Source organism: Gimesia sp., assembly GCF_048262075.1.
Taxonomy (GTDB): Bacteria; Planctomycetota; Planctomycetia; order Planctomycetales; family Planctomycetaceae; genus Gimesia.
Genome location: NZ_JBLXFK010000004.1, coordinates 388385 through 407680 on the forward strand (window position 1 = coordinate 388385; position 19296 = coordinate 407680).

Annotated in this window: 17 protein-coding genes and 5 tRNA genes; 19 read left to right on the top strand and 3 right to left on the bottom strand. The window is 49.0% G+C overall.

Going from position 1 to position 19296, the window contains the following annotated elements:
* Positions 1–126: 126 nt before the first annotated feature.
* The 4 genes from ACN0YH_RS11250 to ACN0YH_RS11265 all read left to right on the top strand — a co-directional run bounded on the left by ACN0YH_RS11250 (position 127) and on the right by ACN0YH_RS11265 (position 3207).
* A complete protein-coding gene (locus tag ACN0YH_RS11250) occupies positions 127–1110 on the top strand; it encodes a DUF1559 domain-containing protein (protein ID WP_417379667.1) in 984 nt (327 codons plus the stop codon).
* A 14-nt stretch (positions 1111–1124) separates the two neighbouring features.
* Complete coding sequence (locus tag ACN0YH_RS11255; protein ID WP_417379668.1) at positions 1125–1544, top strand: DUF6795 domain-containing protein; 420 nt, start codon at positions 1125–1127, stop codon at positions 1542–1544.
* 258 nt (positions 1545–1802) lie between these two features.
* The gene (locus tag ACN0YH_RS11260) at positions 1803–2639 is read left to right on the top strand and encodes a DUF1559 domain-containing protein (RefSeq protein WP_417379669.1); all 837 of its coding nucleotides are present in this window, start codon (positions 1803–1805) and stop codon (positions 2637–2639) included.
* A 208-nt stretch (positions 2640–2847) separates the two neighbouring features.
* Complete coding sequence (locus tag ACN0YH_RS11265; RefSeq protein ID WP_417379670.1) at positions 2848–3207, top strand: hypothetical protein; 360 nt, start codon at positions 2848–2850, stop codon at positions 3205–3207.
* A 31-nt stretch (positions 3208–3238) separates the two neighbouring features.
* Here ACN0YH_RS11265 and ACN0YH_RS11270 read toward each other — a convergent pair whose 3' ends face one another.
* From ACN0YH_RS11270 to ACN0YH_RS11280, 3 genes are all read right to left on the bottom strand, one after another.
* Complete coding sequence (locus ACN0YH_RS11270) at positions 3239–4522, bottom strand: DUF1501 domain-containing protein (protein ID WP_417379671.1); 1284 nt, start codon at positions 4520–4522, stop codon at positions 3239–3241.
* A 26-nt stretch (positions 4523–4548) separates the two neighbouring features.
* Positions 4549–6153: a DUF1549 domain-containing protein gene (locus ACN0YH_RS11275; protein ID WP_417379672.1), complete on the bottom strand. Its 1605-nt coding sequence runs from the start codon at positions 6151–6153 to the stop codon at positions 4549–4551.
* 380 nt (positions 6154–6533) lie between these two features.
* Complete coding sequence (locus ACN0YH_RS11280) at positions 6534–6587, bottom strand: hypothetical protein (RefSeq protein WP_417379752.1); 54 nt, start codon at positions 6585–6587, stop codon at positions 6534–6536.
* A gap of 253 nt (positions 6588–6840) precedes the next feature.
* Between ACN0YH_RS11280 and ACN0YH_RS11285 the strand changes: the two genes are divergently transcribed.
* The 15 genes from ACN0YH_RS11285 to rpoB all read left to right on the top strand — a co-directional run bounded on the left by ACN0YH_RS11285 (position 6841) and on the right by rpoB (position 19265).
* Positions 6841–8511 (top strand): sigma-70 family RNA polymerase sigma factor, encoded by a 1671-nt coding sequence (locus tag ACN0YH_RS11285; RefSeq protein WP_417379673.1) that lies wholly within the window; start codon positions 6841–6843, stop codon positions 8509–8511.
* A gap of 522 nt (positions 8512–9033) precedes the next feature.
* A tRNA-Thr gene (locus ACN0YH_RS11290) sits at positions 9034–9106 on the top strand.
* Between the two features lie 83 nt (positions 9107–9189).
* A tRNA-Tyr gene (locus tag ACN0YH_RS11295) sits at positions 9190–9271 on the top strand.
* A 36-nt stretch (positions 9272–9307) separates the two neighbouring features.
* Positions 9308–9378: transfer RNA gene (locus ACN0YH_RS11300), tRNA-Gly, on the top strand.
* Positions 9379–9416: 38 nt separating this feature from the next.
* Positions 9417–9489 (top strand) — tRNA-Thr (locus ACN0YH_RS11305).
* Positions 9490–9641: 152 nt separating this feature from the next.
* On the top strand, positions 9642–10838 hold the full coding sequence (gene tuf, locus ACN0YH_RS11310) for an elongation factor Tu (RefSeq protein WP_417379674.1): 1197 nt from the start codon (positions 9642–9644) through the stop codon (positions 10836–10838).
* A gap of 117 nt (positions 10839–10955) precedes the next feature.
* Positions 10956–11111, top strand: a complete 156-nt coding sequence (gene rpmG, locus ACN0YH_RS11315) for a 50S ribosomal protein L33 (protein WP_144980952.1) — start codon at positions 10956–10958, stop codon at positions 11109–11111.
* A gap of 88 nt (positions 11112–11199) precedes the next feature.
* Positions 11200–11272 (top strand) — tRNA-Trp (locus tag ACN0YH_RS11320).
* A 129-nt stretch (positions 11273–11401) separates the two neighbouring features.
* Positions 11402–11833 carry a preprotein translocase subunit SecE gene (secE, locus tag ACN0YH_RS11325; RefSeq protein ID WP_417379675.1) on the top strand — a complete coding sequence of 144 codons (432 nt, stop codon included), beginning with the start codon at positions 11402–11404 and terminating at the stop codon, positions 11831–11833.
* 175 nt (positions 11834–12008) lie between these two features.
* Positions 12009–12593, top strand: coding sequence for a transcription termination/antitermination protein NusG (gene nusG / locus ACN0YH_RS11330; RefSeq protein ID WP_417379676.1), 585 nt, complete (start codon positions 12009–12011; stop codon positions 12591–12593).
* Positions 12594–12662: 69 nt separating this feature from the next.
* Complete coding sequence (rplK, locus tag ACN0YH_RS11335) at positions 12663–13088, top strand: 50S ribosomal protein L11 (RefSeq protein WP_417379677.1); 426 nt, start codon at positions 12663–12665, stop codon at positions 13086–13088.
* 93 nt (positions 13089–13181) lie between these two features.
* The gene (gene rplA / locus ACN0YH_RS11340) at positions 13182–13886 is read left to right on the top strand and encodes a 50S ribosomal protein L1 (RefSeq protein WP_417379678.1); all 705 of its coding nucleotides are present in this window, start codon (positions 13182–13184) and stop codon (positions 13884–13886) included.
* A gap of 75 nt (positions 13887–13961) precedes the next feature.
* The gene (gene rplJ / locus ACN0YH_RS11345) at positions 13962–14480 is read left to right on the top strand and encodes a 50S ribosomal protein L10 (RefSeq protein ID WP_417379679.1); all 519 of its coding nucleotides are present in this window, start codon (positions 13962–13964) and stop codon (positions 14478–14480) included.
* A gap of 134 nt (positions 14481–14614) precedes the next feature.
* Positions 14615–15022 carry a 50S ribosomal protein L7/L12 gene (rplL, locus tag ACN0YH_RS11350; protein WP_417379680.1) on the top strand — a complete coding sequence of 136 codons (408 nt, stop codon included), beginning with the start codon at positions 14615–14617 and terminating at the stop codon, positions 15020–15022.
* 526 nt (positions 15023–15548) lie between these two features.
* Positions 15549–19265 (top strand): DNA-directed RNA polymerase subunit beta, encoded by a 3717-nt coding sequence (gene rpoB / locus ACN0YH_RS11355; protein WP_417379681.1) that lies wholly within the window; start codon positions 15549–15551, stop codon positions 19263–19265.
* Positions 19266–19296: the final 31 nt, after the last annotated feature.

Below are 19296 nucleotides of genomic sequence, written 5' to 3' on the forward strand. Positions count from 1 at the left end.
TTTCGATGTTGAGAGCAAATCCTGATTGATTTTACGGATTTCCTGAAAAAGGACGTAATACCAGTAGGGTATAATTGTTTGTATCTATAAGTGTTATTCCTGATCATATTTACGGGGAGAGGTATCGTGCTCATTTTTCAGTCTAAATCTCATCGTTCTCGCGGCTTTACTCTCATTGAGTTGCTGGTCGTGATTGCCATTATTGCGATTCTGATTGCCTTGTTACTGCCTGCTGTTCAACAGGCGCGGGAAGCGGCGCGCCGCAGCACCTGTAAAAACAATATGAAACAAATTGGGCTGGCGATGCATAATTATCATGATACGCATTCAATCTTCCCACCAGCGACAATTAATCCCGGGTGTCAACACGGAAACCTGCTGGTGAGCCCGGACACCATGTCTACCAATGTCAAAAACATCACCGCACATCTGCTGATTCTGCCTTACCTTGATCAGGCAAATCTGTATAACCAGCTGAATTTTTCACAGCCAATGGGATTGTCGGCGCATGCCGATGTGACTCCTCCGAGTGCGACAGCAGCAGCCTCGAATATGACAGCGCTTAAAAAACAGCGTCTCAATATTTATGCCTGTCCTTCCGATTCCGCTGATTCACCGGGTACCAATTCAAGTACGACCAGCCATTATTACACGGTCGACTATCATCGAACCAGTTACGGAGTCATTGCTCGCGCCTGGGAGGATAACAGTAAGAACCGGGAGCTGTTCTGGGGGCATGCGAATAATGCCCATAACCTGCGCTCTGCGTTTGGGACTAATGGCTCAGCCAGGATGAGAGATATCAGCGATGGGACCACAAACACCATCTTCATGTCTGAAACATCGATGGAGAAATACAGTTCGAACTATGGTCCTTACTGGGGAACCTGGACGAATACGTTCTGGCTGAATATGAACTATGGTATTAACAAACCTTATAACTCGACAACTCACCTGCCATTTGCCTGGACACCCGGAAGTAAACATGAAGGTGGCTGTCATGTTCTGCTGGCCGATGGTGGCGTGCGATTTGTGAGTGAAAACTCAAATGAGGCAACGTTGCTCAATCTCGTCAGTATTGCCGATGGAAATGTGATTGGCGAATGGTAAGCCAAAGGGAGAAAATGAAAAAAATACGCGCGCAATATGACCCCATTTCAATGGCGCTGTGTTCTGTACTATTACTCATGTGGATTTCCGGTTGTTCGGGCAGCGGAGAGTCGCTGCCTGAGTTAATGGAAGTGACCGGTACGGTGACTTTGGATGGGAAACCGGTAGAGAACATTTCTGTGATATTTCAACCGGAGTCAACGGACCAAGCCAGTTCCAGAGGGACAACCGATGCGGAAGGGAAATTCAGCCTGATGTATAACCAGGATGCCTCTGGTGCTGTTCCAGGGATGCATAAAGTACGATTTGCGGTAATGGACGCCGATTCCACCGGTTTGCTGCCCGAGAAATACACGCGCGCCAATACGGGGGAGATGGCCAACGTCAAATCAGCAGGTCCCAACGATTTTCAATTTGCATTGAAGTCCCGATAATCACTCAGCCATTGGTTTGCTCTGTGAGTCCTTCTGACGGACTCTCGTTCCTTGTTGCGTGAAGCGTGCGCGGCCTGAGATCGCGAAACGATTGAGGTACGATAGAATCAATGCGCTTGTCTGCGATTGCTTTTCGCTTCCCTGATTCCCCTGTTGTAAAACCAGACGAAAAATACGTGTTTACGTAATTCGTCCGCAAAGCCAGCAAGTAGAATATGAAATAGTTACTATTTTTATATTAATTTTGGGGAGACAAGCATGCTCGAGACTCAAAAGAAACCGACCGTTCTACAAAGAGGATTTACGCTGATCGAATTGCTCGTGGTGATAGCCATCATTGCGATTCTGATTGCTTTGCTTTTGCCAGCTGTTCAACAGGCGCGGGAAGCAGCCCGCAGAAGTACCTGTAAAAACAATTTGAAACAGCTGGGTCTCGCGTTTCATAATTACGCTGAGACGCATACGATTTTCCCTCCTGGTAGTGTAAGATCCAATAATATCGGCATCTTCGCGTTCATCCTGCCTTATATGGAACAGTCTGCTCTATATAACAAATGGGATTTCAATCTGCCTCAGAATAATGCTGCTAACGTAGAGGCAAACAGTACACCGGTTGTCGCTTACTTCTGTCCTTCCAAACCGCGTTCGAGTTTGAACAGCAGCACCCAGGCCTACGGCGACTATGCAGTGAGTTCCGGGACCGGGCATAGCAATTCGGATACTCACAGTAACTGGAAAGGGATGTTCAATATGAACTCCAATACGCGTCTGCGTGATGTGACCGATGGTGCGACGAATACATTTGCAGCCGGAGAAAAGCGCACCGTGGAGTCTTCATTGGGGAGTCCGCAATACCGCTGGGGCTGGCATGCAACCCGGAATACTCAGAAAGCCCACATCAATCAGAATGTTGCCGATTTAACCCCTGCGACTGGCTGGGATGATAACTCGGCCAACTTCGGCAGCGACCATGTGGGAGGCGCCCACTTTGTATTTGCTGATGGCTCGGTGCATTTTCTATCAGAGAATATGAATTTCACGGTGTACCAGCAGTTGAGTGACAAAGCTGATGGAAATGTAGTCAGTTTCCCATAAGATCGCTTAAACGCACATCAGAAATACCAGACGACTCATTCGATGGAGGTCTGACGTTTTCGGCTGTCACCAGTTGAATCCTGTTCCGCCTTCTCGAAGGGTCGTTGGTTTCCGCCATTTCTCTCATGCTGAAGGTTGTTATGCTATGCGTCAGATTCAAAAACAGAAGCCGTGTTCTTTGTGTTCTTTTTTCAAATCAAAGTTGTCAATGATGCTGGTTGCAGTGCTGCTGACCGGTTGTGAAGCCAGTCTGGAAACACCAGAAAAACCTGCCGATAATGCAACTGTATCCGGGACGGTGAAGCTTAACGGAAAGCCTGTGAAGACAGGACAGGTCGGGTTTTTCTCAATGAAGTTCGGGATGGCCGGACAGGCTGACCTGGATGCTGAAGGGAAGTTTACACTGCCTGACCCGATAGCGCCGGGCGAGTATCGAATCTACTTTATTCCACAGAATGGACAGGCGCCGGGAGGCATGCCCGAAAAATATTTGAGTGAAACATCCAGCGATTATTCTGTGCCGGTCCAGGCGAATGATAATCAGTTGTCAATTGATATCAAATCCTGACATACTGGAAAACGGTTGAGTTGTCGGCCGTTTAACCGAAGAGGCCTTTGATGACGGCACCTCCGTCAACCAGCCTGACCGGGCGGCCGACGGGGGTGTGCAGTTCCATGTCGGCGTCCATCCCCATGGCTTTGCACATGGATTGAAACAGATCGTCGACCTGAACCGGATCTTCAATGATTTCCTGACCGTTTTCATCTGTTTTGCCGATGACCTGCCCCCCTTTGATACCGGCACCAGCCATCACCAGGTTGAAATTTCTGACCCAGTGATCACGACCCGGTGCAGGGCCGCGGGCGTTGATCTTGGGGGTCCGGCCGAACTCACCCATGCAGAGTACCAGGGTCTTTTCCAGCAGTCCGCGTTGTTTGAGGTCCAGCAGGAGTTGAGACAGCCCCTGGTCCACTTCGGGCGCGCGGCGTGCCATACTGCTGGTCAGGCTGCTGTGCATGTCCCAGCCGGTGCTGCGAACTTCCACAAAAGGGACGCCCGCTTCGACCAGCCGACGTGCAACCAGCAGGCCTTGTCCGGTCTGAGATTTTCCATATGCTTCCTGCATCGCAGCAGGTTCATCGCCGAATTGAAACGCTTTGAGCCGTGGGGAAGTCATCATCAGGTTGGCCTTCTGATAGAGTTCGCCCTGTTCCTTCACCAGCTCGGCTGCTCCCGCCTGCGCGAACTCATTTTCCTGCTGGCTGAGCAAGGCGAGTCTTCTGCGCTGACGCAGGTGGGATGTGGTATTCACGACGTTATCCGGTAACATGCCCGGGCGATCAATGATGAACGGGGCCACCTGAACTCCCAGAAAGCCGGAACTCAGTGTCTGACCAATACTGACAAAGTTGGGAATGTCAGATTGCGGATCCCCCAGCTCGCGGGCAACGACCGAACCAAAATGGGGGAACTTTTCGATGCCCAGCATGCGATGTCCGGTATGCAGGTGGTAGGTGCCTCGTTCGTGGGCAGCTTCTTTTCCGGTCATGGCACGGATGACAGCGATTTCATTCATGGCGGCTGCGATTTTCGGCCAGTAATGCGCGATCTCGATTCCGGAAGTCTGCGTCTGAATTTTTTTCGTTTCCCCACCATTGGGTGTGCCCGGTTTGGGGTCCCAGGTTTCCATCTGGCTGGGAGCGCCTGCCAGCCAGAGCAGGATGCAGGCACGCCCCTCTTTTTTCAGATCTTCCGCATGCAGGCGAAACTGAGAGAGCAGAGATGAGCCGCCAATACCCAGCGCGGCTGATTGCAGGAAATTTCTGCGCGATAATCCGCCACGACGATTAAGATTCAGATGTAAGAGCGCATCTGTCTGCATATGACTGTTCCTGTGATCGAATACCGTTAACGTTTTGTGCGAAATTCTGTGGAATTGAGCAGGACCCAGAGCAGGTCATCAATGGCTTCCTCGCGTTTTTCTGACTCACGCAGATAGCTGAGATTTCGCTCCAGTTCGGACTCCGTAGCATGTCGGGCCAGTACATTCAGATACAGTGACTGAACCAGTTCCGTATTGGAAGAGATCTTTAACAGCTGCTGTTTCAGTTCGCTCTGGGATAGTTTTGACTGCAGTTTCTGATTGTTCATCAGCAGCAGTGCCTGCTGAATGCTGCCTTCTAATGCATCCTGTGGGAGAGAAGGATTCGTATCAAAGACCTGCATGATTTCCTTGCGAACAGGCAGGTCTTCTCCGATCAGGTTTTCGACAGAATCAGCGATCACATCAGGACGCAGACGAGAGGGCCTGACTGCAGTAAAGAGCTCCGCAGCAGAGTTGCTGGTCCGCATCTCACGTTGATAGATCTGAGAATTCATGATCAGTCGAAACACCCATTTGGGGTCGAAGTCTTTGTAGCGGAAGTTGGCGGCGATGCGATTCACAACCGGTTTGTGCATGACCTCACTGTCAGGTCCCAGGCTGTCGACATCGTAAAAACCATCGCCGATGAGTTCGCTCCAGATGCGATTTACATAAGCGCGGGCGAACCAGTAATTTTTCGGGTTATACGCCAGGAAGGCGGCGATAGAGACCCGGCGTGCATCAGACTTCATTTTTTCATGTGGTTTTTCACCCAGTAAAAAGCGAGGTTGTACCGCAGTCTGTATCTTTGGGTCATTCTGATCGGGCATTTTGTAAGTGTAGGGATGAAAAAAAGCAGCCAGTTCGTGAAACTGTTCCCGCTTCCAGTTGTCGAAGGGGTGGTCGTGGCATTCGGCACATTTGATGCTGATGCCCATGAAAATGCGGGCTGTCTGAGAAGCGAGTTCGGTCGATTTGTTTTCGCAGGCGAGGACGAAATTATTGGGGCCATAGTCCTGACCATAGTCGTTGCGAACCGCTTTATTCCGCTCTGGAGTCGCAGAGATCAGCATGACCGTGATGTAATCCCAGGGGGCACCTTTATTGAATTGTTCTGCCAGCCAGTCTTCCAGTGCCTGCGGATCGACGCGCCTTTTGTTCGCTTCGCTTTCATAAAAAATCACCGAGGTCCAGTAGCGTGCCCACTTGCGTCCATAGGCTGGAGATTCCAGTAATTCATCGATGAGTGCACTGCGTTTGCCTGGATTCAAGTCTTTAATAAAGGATTCAATTTTTTCCGGTTCAGGGAGTTGCCCGGTCAGATCCAATGAAGCTCGTCTGATGAAAGTCTCGTCATCAATGGTTTGCGCTAACGACTGCTTCGCTGGCCCCAGTTCCTGTTCCAGTGCCTGGTCCAGATCGGCGGAACTGAAATTGATCCGTTGCGCGATGCGACGTGTAGGCATGGTCTGCCTGATGTAACCCAGCAGCTGCATCTTCTGTTCCTGGGTTTTCAACGGCGGTAAATTCAACGGCGGCGTTTTTTTGGCTGGTTTTTTTTTCGGTGCTGCCGACGAAGAAACCGAAATAATCAGGCAAATCAGAGCAGCCAGAATGATCCATTGAGAAGAGGAGCGACGCTTCGACATGGAGAAACCTGCTTGAGATAGGGAATACGACGACATGAGTAGCGTTGCATCAAATACAACCGAAGATTTCAGCGTATATCAGAACAGGAGCCTCAAGTGATGAGTTCAGAGGAGATGTCAACTGACCGAAGGCCCTTACTTCATGGTACAGGGTTGTGATTAAAGGTAAATAGATTTTGATGCATTCGGATCATGCAGGTTGAAGATATTTCTACAGAGAGATTCAGGCGTCTAGCATACTTAAAGGGATTGCTTGTACTGGATATGCGAATAGATGTACTTTGGTATTGATCTTCGGTCGGTATGCATGTATACTTATCGATGTAGGGGGTGTCGTGTGGTAAATGTGAAGTATCTCACACAAATTGTTGTGTTTGGAATCAGGATCCCCCCGAATTTCGTGCAGAATTGTAGGAAAAACAAACTGGAGCGATCTCCCGTCAAATTGTCCGGTCAGTATGTAAGTCCAATGATATAAATAGATTAACGATATTGTTCCTTGTGCATTTCTGGAGTCGAAGCGTTATTTTGATGCAATCTTTGTTTGTTTGACTAAAATTATTTACGTGTGAACTTTTCCTTCTCAAATTCGTCTTATATTGCGTAGTAAGTGACAGAGCCTGGAGACGAATGACGTGAAGGACACGATGGTCACCAGGAATAGTCATATAAAGAGGGTGGGGAATCATGATCAGTTCAAAATACAACAATCCGGCAATGAAGCAGTTGGCAGAGCAACAGGTGAAGTACGCTCCTCGTGAAGTCAAGCTGGCTCAGATCACACGGGCAGAAGAGTTACTGTCAGATGTGGAGCAGGATCAGGAATATTCTTATCCAGAACTTTGTCGTCAAATTACGACTTACCGCTCTGAGATGTATCCCGATCTCGTGATCTCGGGGGGGGACGTTTTGCATGATGTGCGTTGTTTCATTGAAGATCTGTCAGACAGCGCCGAGATCGAAGTCGAAGATGTTTCAGAAGAAGTCCTCACAGTGCAGGACTTAAGTAAGAAATTCAATATTTCCACCAAAACCGTAGATCGTTGGAGAGACAAGGGGCTGGTGAGTCGCCGGTTCCGGTTTAACGGACGTAAGCGTGTTGGTTTTCTGAAATCGTCCGTCGATCGTTTTCTTCAGAAAAATCGCGGGCATATAACCCGCAGCATGAATTTCAGTCAGTTGAGTGATGAAGACCGTGAAGAGATACTGCGACGCGCACGACGTCTGGCTCGGTATGGCGGGTGCCCTGCCGAGATTAGTCGCCGCATCGCCAGGCATATGAATCGATCTCCAGAGACGATTCGTTACACGTTGAAAAACTTTGATCGGGAGAATCCAGAATTGGCAATCTTTCCAAACGCTCCAGAAAAAATTACTGATCAGCAGAAACGCGATATCTACAATACGTTTCGTCGGGGGATTCCTGTAGAAAAACTGGCACGACGTTACTGTCGTACGAAAGCCAGTATTTACCGGATTATTTCAGAAGCACGGGCAGTTCGTCTGCACGCTCAGACCATCGACTATATGCACAGCGATGAATTCGAGCAGGCCAATGCCGACAAAGTCATTCTGGGACCACCGCCGGAAGTGGATAAAGCCAATGAAAAGGTTCGCACTCCTCCGGGATTGCCGCCTTACCTGGCAAGTTTGTATTCGATCCCACTGTTAACGCGGGAAGAAGAGGCTTATTACTTCCGGAAGCTGAATTTCCTGAAATACAAGGCATTTCAGATCCAGCAGCAGCTGGACCCGAATCGTCCTAAAGCCCGGGATATGGATCAGATCGAAAAACTACTCGATGAGAGTACGGATGTGAAAAATTTCCTGATCCGCAGTAACCTGCGTCTCGTAGTTTCGATTGCCAAACGTCACATTCGCCCGGGTGGCAACTTCTTCGAAATGGTGAGTGATGGCAACATGTCGCTGATTCGTGCGATTGAAAAATTTGACTATACCAAAGGGAATAAGTTTTCTACCTATGCCAGCTGGGCCATCATGAAAAACTACGCCCGTTCCATTCCAGCCGAATACAAAGTGCTGGATCGGTTTCGGACTGGGAACGACGAATTATTCTTCCAGTCAACCGACGAGCGGGAGAGTCAGTATCGTGAAGAGCTGATTAATCAGAAACAGCATGCTGTTATCATGAGTATTCTGGATCAGCTGGATGGGCGCGAAAAGGATATTCTGATTTATCGTTACGGTCTGAATGCCCGCAACGAACCTCAGACACTGGAACAGGTCGGAAATCGCTTCGGCGTGACCAAAGAACGGATCAGGCAGTTGGAATCCCGGGCGTTGAAGAAGCTCAGGCGGATCACTCAAGTAGAACGGGTGGAAATTCCGGGGATATAGCCTGAATACGGGTTTTTAATCTGGGTTGGAGTAAAATGAGAGTAATTATCAAAATTTCGCTTTGATTTAAAAGCAGGCTCTGCTGATCGGGTCTGACCGGATCAGTTTAGTGAGTTCTCCCCTTGGGCAGGCATGGCTGTTGTGAGCCATGCCTGCTTTTTTGTTGATTGACCGAACCTGTGATCGGTTTTTGTTCTCTGGAAAACAGTTCTTTATTGTTTGGGTCATTGAACTTAGCATACGAAACGTTTAGGGTTGGTTTTTCGTCGAAAAAAAGACCGGTCGTGAGGACGGTAAAACAGATTGTTTTGAGATGGAAAATCTTAGGCCGTATAGGCATACAGCATTAAGAAAAGATAACAATTTTTCTAATCAGCCAGGCGTTCACACTTGCAAGCAAGTGCCTGATTGCTATATTGAGCTGCTTACTGAGTTTCGGCGGGGAAAGTACCTCTTTAGCCAGGCGAGTTGTTCAGGTTGCATGAGGCTTGAAGCCTGTTAACTTGGTTTTCAGGTCAGCAGGCTAGCGTAGCTCAATCGGCAGAGCATCGGTTTTGTAAACCGAAGGTTGTGGGTTCGATTCCCACCGCTAGCTCTTTTGCCTGGATTGCCACAAGGTCAGTGTGTTTTTAAAGTATTTGTGGTATTCGGTTTAAGTATTCCAGCTTCGGCTGGTTGGGGGGAATTCCCGAGCGGCCAAAGGGGTCAGACTGTAAATCTGATGGCTACGCCTTCGCAGGTTCGAATCCTGCTTCCCCCAATAATAAATTGGAGTTTGACTGAGTCACGATGCTGTGCGGGTGTAGCTCAACGGTAGAGCCCCAGCCTTCCAAGCTGGTTGTGAGGGTTCGATTCCCTTCACCCGCTTTTTAATAACGATGCGTTTGAAATGTGTATCAAAAAATGCTGCTGTGGCTCAGTTGGTAGAGCGCGTCCTTGGTAAGGACGAGGTCATGGGTTCAAGTCCCATCAGCAGCTTTTTGAATTGATTTATATAAAGTGAATATCAGGAGGTGTGTGCCTCTTGCGTGCGAGGGGTGACTCCTGTTTTTACCTCGCTATTTGTTTTGTTGGTTTTATTGTTTAAGTCTGGCATTGTGTCAGGTTTAAAAAAGGGGTTTTAAAGAGAGATGGCTAAGGAAGTCTTTGAGCGAACAAAGCCGCACGTAAACGTAGGTACGATTGGACACATCGACCATGGTAAGACAACTCTGACAACAGCTTTGCTGGCGGTACAGAGCGAGAAGGGTCTTGCCCAGATGAAGAGTTATGCTGATGTTGCGAAGGGCGGAACCGTTCGTGACGATACCAAGACTGTGACAATTGCTGTGAGTCACGTGGAGTACGAAAGCGAAACTCGTCACTACGCTCATATCGACTGTCCCGGTCACGCCGACTATATCAAAAACATGATCACCGGTGCTGCCCAGATGGATGGTGCAATTCTGGTGGTCTCCGCTGCTGATGGCCCGATGCCTCAGACGCGTGAGCACATTCTGCTCGCTCGTCAGGTAGATGTGCCTTCGCTGGTTGTCTTTCTGAATAAGTGTGACCTGGTCGACGACGAAGAGTTGCTCGAACTGGTTGAAATGGAAGTACGCGAACTGCTGACCAAGTACGGTTTCGATGGTGATTCGATTACAATCGTACGTGGTAACGCCAAGGGTGCTCTCGATCATCCTGCAGACGAGAAGTTCAATGCCTGCATTGGCGAGTTGATGGATGCTCTGGATAGCGATATCGAAGCTCCTGAGCGTGAAGCTGATAAGCCATTCCTGATGGCGATTGAAGACGTGTTCTCAATCGCTGGTCGTGGTACCGTGGTTACTGGTCGTATCGAGCAGGGTAAGATCACTGTGGGCGACAAGGTGGAAATCGTTGGTCTGCGTGATACACAGGAAACAACCTGTACCGGCGTGGAAATGTTCCAGAAGACTCTGAATGAGGGTATGGCTGGTGACAACGTGGGTATTTTGTTGCGTGGTACCAAGAAGGAAGATGTTGAACGTGGTCAGGTTCTGGCTGCCAAGGGTTCAATTCCTCCGCACACCAAGTTTGAAGGTCAGGTTTACGTGCTGAGTAAAGACGAAGGTGGTCGTCATACTCCGTTCTTCAACGGTTACCGTCCTCAGTTCTACTTCCGTACAACTGACGTGACTGGTTCCACAACATTACTCGGCGGTGCAGAGATGTGTATGCCAGGTGATAATGTTGAAGTTGAAGTTGAGCTTGGCAAGCCAATCGCCATGTCTGAAGGTAGCCGCTTCGCGATTCGTGAAGGTGGTCGTACTGTAGGTTCTGGTGTGGTTACTAAGATTGTTGAGTAGTTGAGAGCGACGCTTTCACTGTTGAATAAATGGTGTCCACTCTGTTTTTTATGGGGTGGACACCTTCCGGTTATATTTGATTTACGATATTGATGTCCGTCGGGATTGAGGGCTGTTATGGCACGTGAATATGTTTGGTTAGAATGTACTGAGACCGGAATGCGAAATTATCGGGTCAGTAAGGAAACTCGTGGCACGGAGCGGCTTTCACTGATGAAGTATTGTCCAAAGCTGCGGCGTCATACTCTTCACAAAGAGTCTCGCAAGAAGTAAACGTCTTGCTGGTTGGGGTTTTGTGACTGGTGTCGTTTTCTAGAGTTGCTTCCGGTTGTCAAAATATCTGGCTGGTTCAGACTGGTAGACGGGTGTAGCTCAATTGGCAGAGCACTGGATTCCAAATCCAGCGGTTGGGGGTTCAATTCCCTCCGCCCGTGTTTTGATGTTGCATTTGCTGTCAGGGCGGTCATTGGGGTGTAAAGTTCTGGTGTCTCTGGCGTGGTAAAAAGCAGGTTTGCGATTTTTTGATTCGCCTCTGTTCTTAAATATTTTAGTAAACTGGTTTTATGGCTAAATCCAAAACAGAACAAGCATTCTCAGCTACTCTGGTTAGTGGCGGATTGTATAAAAGAAATCAAGGGCGACTGGTTCGTCAATTGACTGCACTTGGCCTGGTGGCAATTTCCATTTTCGGCGCTTATTCACTCTATAATGTGTTGCCGCTGGCGATGTCTGCTGGAATGCAGAAGGGAATTGCTGTTGCGGTCGTCGTGGTTTCTACTTGGTTGTCATATCGGGTGGTCAATTTTCCTCGTTTTGCCGACTTTCTGATCTCGGTGGAGGCGGAAATTGGCAAGGTGACCTGGGCGACCTGGGATCAGTTGTGGCGGTCTACTACAGTCGTGATTGTGATTATGTTTTTTTTAGCGTTTTTGCTGTTGGCCTTTGACGTGCTCTGGCAATGGTTCTTCAGATTGATCAACTTTTTGCAGATTTGATGGCGAAGCGGTCGGCCTTTCAGTGAATTACAGAGATTTATGATCTCTGCTTCTTGAATAAATCGTTCTTCCTGCTCATTATGAGCGATTCCTGTTTTTTGCGGTCTTCTGGATTGCAGTATTAGAGTCAAACAGGGTTTTTGTCTGTTTCGAAAACCCTATTTAAAGGTGTCTCATGAGTAATGATTCTGGTTCTGAACCGACCTCTGAAAGTCCGGAGGGCTCAGAAAAGCGCCTCTGGTACGTACTGAAGGTGCAGAGCAACCGGGAGAAGTCCATTCGAGACGCGCTGTTACGCGGCATTAAGCGGGATGGCCTGGAAGAATACTTCGGGGAAATTATTATCCCCACCGAAAAAGTAGTAGAAACAAAAGGCGGAAAAAAGCGGGTTTTTGAACGAAAGCTGTATCCCGGTTATCTGATGATCCAGGTCGAGCTGAATGATGACAGCTGGTACCTGGTCCGTTCCACAAATGGAGTGGGGGATTTTACCGGGGCCGCTGGAAAGCCGATTCCCATGCAGGAACATGAGATTTCTCGCATGCTGGGACGGGAAGAGTCAAAAGAAGAGACTCCAGTTAAAATTAAACTGGATTTTCAAGTGGGTGATGTGGTCAAGGTGAAGGATGCCACCTTCGAAGGGTTTGAAGGAACCATCGATGCGGTTGATGAAGCCAGTGGCAAAGTAACCGTCCTGATCGAAATATTCAGTCGCCCGACTCCGACGGAGTTGGAGTACTGGCAAATTGAAAAAGTTTAACGGGCCGTCCGGCCCTGGGTTAAACAGTAAAGATCCATCTATTTATAAAGTGTTTTGAAAGTCGGTCGAATGGCTAAGCAGCTTGTTGCAGAAATTAAAGTTCAGATTCCCGGTGGTGCAGCGACTCCGGCTCCTCCTGTTGGTACAGCCCTGGGGCCTCACGGTGTCAATATTGGTCAGTTCGTGCAGCAATTCAACGAACGTACCAAAGACATGGCCGGGACTACGATTCCTGTTGTCATCAGTGTGTATAACGATCGTTCGTTTGACTTTGTGATGAAGAGCCCTCCAGCGGCTGTATTGCTGAAGCAGGCTGCTCAGATTGCAAAGGGATCAGGCAATCCCAAGAAGAACAAGGTCGGTACTGTGTCAATGGCCCAGTTGAAGGAGATTGCCAAGACCAAGTTCGCGGATCTGAATGCTCCGGACCTTGATCAGGCTGCCAAGATTATTGCCGGTACTGCTCGCAGTATGGGACTTGAAGTCGAAAAATAAACTGGTCTGCAGTATGCCTTCTGTCAGGAAGGGTTGCATTATGATGCAGGCGAAAATTATAAATCCATCTCACGTTTAGTCGGATAGAGAGTCATGGGAAAACAATCCAAGCGAATTAAGTTTTATCACGAAAAACTGGCTGGCGTCGGTACGGTCGGTCTGGAAGAGGCTGTCGGTGTACTGAAGTCTCTCGAAGGCGATCTGCCCGCGAAGATCAAGCCTGTCAAAATGGACCAGACTGTTGAACTGGCTGTGCGGCTGGGTGTTGATCCACGCCAGGCAGATCAGCTGGTGCGTGGTTCGATTAACCTGCCACATGGTATTGGTAAGACCCAGCGAGTGGTTGTGTTTGCTCAAGGGGCAAATGCAGAAGCTGCTGAAGCCGCCGGTGCGGATGCGGTTGGCGGGAAAGATCTGGCAGAGAAAATCAAAGGTGGCTGGCTCGATTTCGATGTGGCCATCGCGACTCCCGACATGATGGGAGTGGTTGGTCCACTGGGGCGTGTGCTGGGGCCTCGTGGCCTGATGCCATCTCCCCGTGCTGGTACCGTGACCCAGGATGTGGGTACCGCAGTTCAGGATTACAAGGCGGGTAAGGTTGAGTTTCGTGTGGATGCCGGTGGAAACGTGCATTGCCGCGTGGGGAAGCTCTCGTTCGATGAAAATCAGCTGGTAGAGAATATTCAGGCAATGTTGAAGTTTCTGGATTCGCTGCGACCTTCGTCCGTGAAGGGGGCTTATGTGCGAAATGTTGCTATTTCAGCGACAATGAGTCCTGGGATTTCAGTTGCTCTCTAAGCACAGCAGTCATCTGAAAATCATTATCAAAACAAAGAAACAGTTTTCGGCGTTTCATAAGCTGGAAGAGATCTAATGAGTAAAATTGTAAAAGACATGATCATCTCCGAGATTCAATCTCAGATCAACGAAGTCCGCGACTTCGTCGTGGTTGATTCTGCAAAAGTGGATGCGATTACTGAAAACGGTTTTCGTCTCAAGCTGCAGGAGAAGGGGATTGCAGCCCTGACAGTGAAAAATTCTCTGGCACGTCGTGCTCTGGCGAATATCGGCGTTGAAGGCCTGGATGATGTTCTGAAAGGACCATCCACATTGATCTGGGGTGGGGAAGATATTGTTGCCCTCTCTAAGGAAATGACAAAGTGGGCTTCTGATATCGGCGAACTGGAGATTAAAGGTGGTGTGACAGAAGGAACACCGCTGTCATCGGATGATGTTACAAAGTTGAGTAAGAGCCCTGGTCGAATGGAATTGATCGGCGAAATTGTCTCCCGGATCCTTGGACCGGGTGCACAGTTGGCAGGGGCGATCAAAGGTCCTGGTGGGACCCTTGCAGGGCAGATTAAGACGATCTCTGAAGGGGAAGAGTCATAATTCGCTGATTTCATCGGGGGTTATGATTTCATTGTCGAAATTTGCAGCAACGGCTGCTGAGGCAAAGCAGCGTTGATTCAATTTACATTGTTGAGAGATTTTATTTTACGCATTCGTGCGAAAGGAAAGAGAAGATGGCGACAGCCGAAGCAACAACTGAATTTGGTGAAGAAACCAAAGAACTGGGTGACAAAATTGCTGGATTGACATTGCTCCAGGCTAAAGATCTGGCTGAATACCTCGACGAAGTTCACGGTATTAAAGCTGCCGCCGGTGGCGCTGTCATGATGGCTGGTCCTGCTGCTGATGCTGGTCCTGCCGCTGAAGAAAAGACAGAATTTGACGTCATCCTGACTGGTTTTGGTGATAACAAAATTCCAGTAATTAAGATCGTCCGTGCGGCCACAGGCCTGGGACTGAAAGAAGCAAAAGACCTGGTCGAAGGTGCTCCTAAGCCATTGAAAGAAGGCATTTCCAAAGAAGATGCTGAAGCTCTGGTGAAAGAAGTCAAAGAAGCCGGTGGTTCTGCTGAAGTTAAGTAGTCAATCACTGAAAAAAGCCATCTGGATCTGACCTGTGCCGAGTTTGATTGGCACAGGTCAGGTTTCTGCCTGTGTGTACATATGGTTTTTTTCTGCGTATGATTGAAGTGTTCTGTGGCACCGTTTACAATGATTGTGAGTAGGGGCGCGCGATTCTGTCGGGTTGTGTTCGAAAGTAATCTTGAGTGGCTGTGTTACAGGAGCTTGTTTTCGTTACGTGTTGATGCTGCTTCCTATTTTGTTTCCGTAAGTTTATCTGCTTCGATCAGTCATCGTTTCAGTCCCATATGGTCTAAGCAATCGACTCATTGCACTCTCTTTTGAATAGCAAAGTAGTATTGAGCGATTTATCAGGCTTTAATTTATTCAAGCGATTCGCTTTTAATGCAGCATTCGGGGCTGTATTCTCTCGAGGTGCGCGCTGCGGCTCCTCGCTATTCTTGGTTTGTGCTCTGTCGGTCCTTCCGCGTCCACTGCGCAGAGCATTTCCACATCTGGCACCAGGTAAGTAGAAAAGAACATCTTAATGCCGATTCCAGCACAGCGAACTATCCCCACTCAAACTGTCAAAAACTTTGGTAAGATTGAACATAGTTTTGAGTTGTCTGATTTAACACAAATTCAGACATCGTCCTATGCGAGTTTTCTTCAGGCTGATAAATCGCCGCGCGAGCGAAAAAATCAGGGTCTGGAAGAAATTCTTCGTGAGATATTCCCGATCGAGAGCTATCAGGGACAATACCAGTTGGAGTACGTTAAGTATGAACTGGGTAAGCCCCGCTATACTCCCACTGAATGTCGTCAGTTACGTATGACCTATGGTCGTCCTTTTCGGGTCTGGCTGCGACTGGTGAAAGAGCAACCGATTGAAGAGGAAGTGTATCTGGGCGATTTGCCTGTGATGATCGGTGGTGGTGAATTCATCATCAACGGGGCTGAGCGTTGTATCGTCAGCCAGTTGCATCGTTCGCCGGGCGTTGACTTTGTGCTGAGTTCCGAACCTGGTGAAAAGAAAGAGTATTCCTGTCGTGTTATTCCGGAGCGAGGCAGCTGGATTGAGCTGGTTGTAAGCAAGAAGGATACGCTGGGAGTACGTATTGACCAGAGTGGTAAGTTCTCTGCCATGACCCTGCTGCGGGCCATGTCCAAGGATTATTCTTCTGATACCGACCTGGTGAAACTGTTCTACGATACGAAATCGGAAAAAATTTCATCCAGTAACGCCATGGAAAAGCTGCTCGGAAAGATTGTCGCAGAAGACGTGGTCTATCCAGCCGGCCATGATCGTTGTGGTGAAATTATTCTGGATTGCTGCGGAACAATCACGGAAGAACTGATCGACGAGATCGTCGACACAGGGTTGAAAACAGTTGAGGTCGTGGAAGAAGTCAATGACTTGCTCGTGCTGCAGAGTATTGCCGAAGATCCGACTGGCAGTCACGAAGAGGCCTTGCTGCGAATTTATTCCCGTTTGCGTCCTGGAAACCCTCCTCAACTGGAACGTGCGATTGATCTGTTCAAAGAGAAATTCTTTGATGTGAACCGCTATCGCCTGGGCCGTGTTGGTCGATTCCGTATCAACCGTAAATTCAAGCAGGACGTTCCCGATACGGAAATGACTCTGCGTCCGGAAGACTTTATCAATTCCATTCGCTATCTCGTACGATTGCGTGTGGGTGAATCATCTGCCTATGTGGATGACATCGATAACCTTGGTAACCGTCGTCTGCGTACGATCGACGAACTGGCTTCAGATGAAATTCGTAAAGGGTTTCTGAAACTGCGTCGTACCGTACAGGAACGCATGACTCAAAAAGACGTTGAGGAAATGTCTCCCCGTACGCTGATTAACCCAAAGAGTGTTTCGGCAGCCATCGATTTCTTCTTTGGTCGCAGTGAGCTGTCGCAGGTGGTTGACCAGACAAACCCGCTTTCCATGCTGACTCACGAACGTCGTCTGTCTGCCTTGGGGCCTGGTGGTTTGAACCGGAAACGTGCCGGCTTCGAAGTTCGCGATGTGCATATTTCTCACTATGGTCGGATCTGTCCGATTGAGACACCGGAAGGTACCAATATTGGTCTGATTTCCAGTTTGAGTATCTTTTCCAAGGTCGATGATTACGGTTTCCTGGTGACACCCTATCGTTTTGTCAAAAATGGTAAGTTGACTGACGAAGTGCACTGGATGCGTGCCGATGAAGAAGCCGAGGTCCATGTGGCTCCTGCTGACACTCCCGTGGAAAATGGTAAGTTTATCGAAGACCGGGTTATGGCCCGCTTCCGTGATGACGTGGTCTGGATTGCCGGCGGCGATGTTGATTACATCGACGTGGACCCTGCTCAGATGGTCGGGATCTCAGCCGGTTTGATTCCGTTCCTGGAACACGACGATGCGAACCGTGCTTTGATGGGGTCGAACATGCAACGCCAGGCCGTGCCTCTGCTGATTGCCGAGCCACCCCTGGTGGGAACCGGGATGGAAGTTGCGGTTGCTCAGAACTCCGGAATGGTCGTTCGTGCCGAAAAGGCCGGCAAGGTGACCTACGTGGATGGTAATGTTGTTGAAGTGAACGGCAAGAAATATCGTCTGCGGAAATATGAAGGTCTTAACGAGCGAACCTGTCTGAACCAGACGCCTGCCGTCAGTGTAGGTGATCAGGTGAAGAAAGGGCAGATTCTCTGTCACAGTGCTGCTGCCGCCGATGGTTTGCTGGCATTGGGCCGTAATGTGCTGGTTGGTTTCATGTCATGGGATGGTTACAACTTTGAAGACGCGATCATCCTGTCAGAACGCCTGGTGAAAGAAGACGTTTACACATCGATTCATATCGATGAGTTTGATGTGGAAATTCGCGAAACCAAACTGGGGCGTGAAGAATTCACCCGTGATATTCCCAACGTCAGTGAAAAGGCGCTGCGTCATATCAGTGAAGACGGCATTATCAAAGTTGGTACCCGCGTCCGCCAGGGCGATATTCTGGTTGGTAAAGTATCACCCAAAGCCAAAGCGGAACTGACGCCTGAAGAAAAACTGCTGCATGCCATTTTCGGGCGAGCTGGCGAAGACGTCAAAAACGAATCTCTGGAAGCATCCAGTGGTGTGGAAGGGATTGTGATTCACACAGAAAAATTCGCCCGTCGCATGAGCTTGACCGATTACGAACGCAAGCAGTATGACGAAGAGCTGAAGAAGGTCGAAGAACAAGGCGATCACCAGATTGCGGAAGAGTTCCGTGATTTCCTTAAGACATTCGAGAACGCTTTAGGGCAGCCTATGGTGGATGACGATGGTCGCAAGATTCGTGAAGTTCCGGAAGACAAATTCGTATCGCAGTATGCACATGATTTCCTGTCTCACCTGGATGACATGGATATTCGCAGCCCACAGAAAAAAGCAGACTGTCGTGCTGTGATTGAAGATCTGTGGCCGAACGTGGAAGACGTGATTGATACCTGTGACCAGCGTGTTAACAGCATGAAGCGTGGTGAAGAGCTGCCAAACGGCGTGTTGCAGATGGTCAAGGTTTACGTCGCATCGAAACGCCAGATCTCTGTCGGTGACAAGATGGCTGGTCGTCACGGTAACAAAGGGGTGATCTCCAAAGTTCTGCCGATCGAAGACATGCCGTTTACCGAAGATGGTACACCGATCGACATCATGTTGAATCCGCTGGGGGTTCCCAGTCGTATGAACGTGGGGCAGATTCTCGAGACCCACCTGGGTTGGGCTGCTGAGAAGCATGGCTTCCGGGCTGTCTGTCCGGTCTTTGACGGGGCCATGGAATCACAGATTCAGGACTTCCTGGAAACAGCCGGTCTGCCTAAGGATGGAAAAGCACAGTTGTTTGATGGTCGTACAGGTGAAGCCTATGAGCAGAAAACGACCGTGGGTCAGATTTACATGCTGAAACTTCACCACCTGGTGGATGATAAGGTTCATGCCCGTTCGACTGGTCCTTACTCATTGATTACACAACAGCCTCTGGGTGGTAAAGCCCGGTTCGGTGGTCAGCGATTCGGGGAAATGGAAGTCTGGGCTTTGGAAGCTTACGGTGCAGCCTACATTCTGCAGGAATTACTGACTGTGAAGAGTGATGATGTCGAAGGCCGAACCAAGATTTATGAATCAATGGTGAATGGCGAGAATACATTGGAAGCCGGTACGCCAGCCAGCTTTGACGTGCTAAACAACGAAATCCGTGGACTTGGTTTGAATCTACAACTGGAAAAGAATCCTGGTTAACGCGTTCCCGGGAATCAGGGGAATGCGGCAA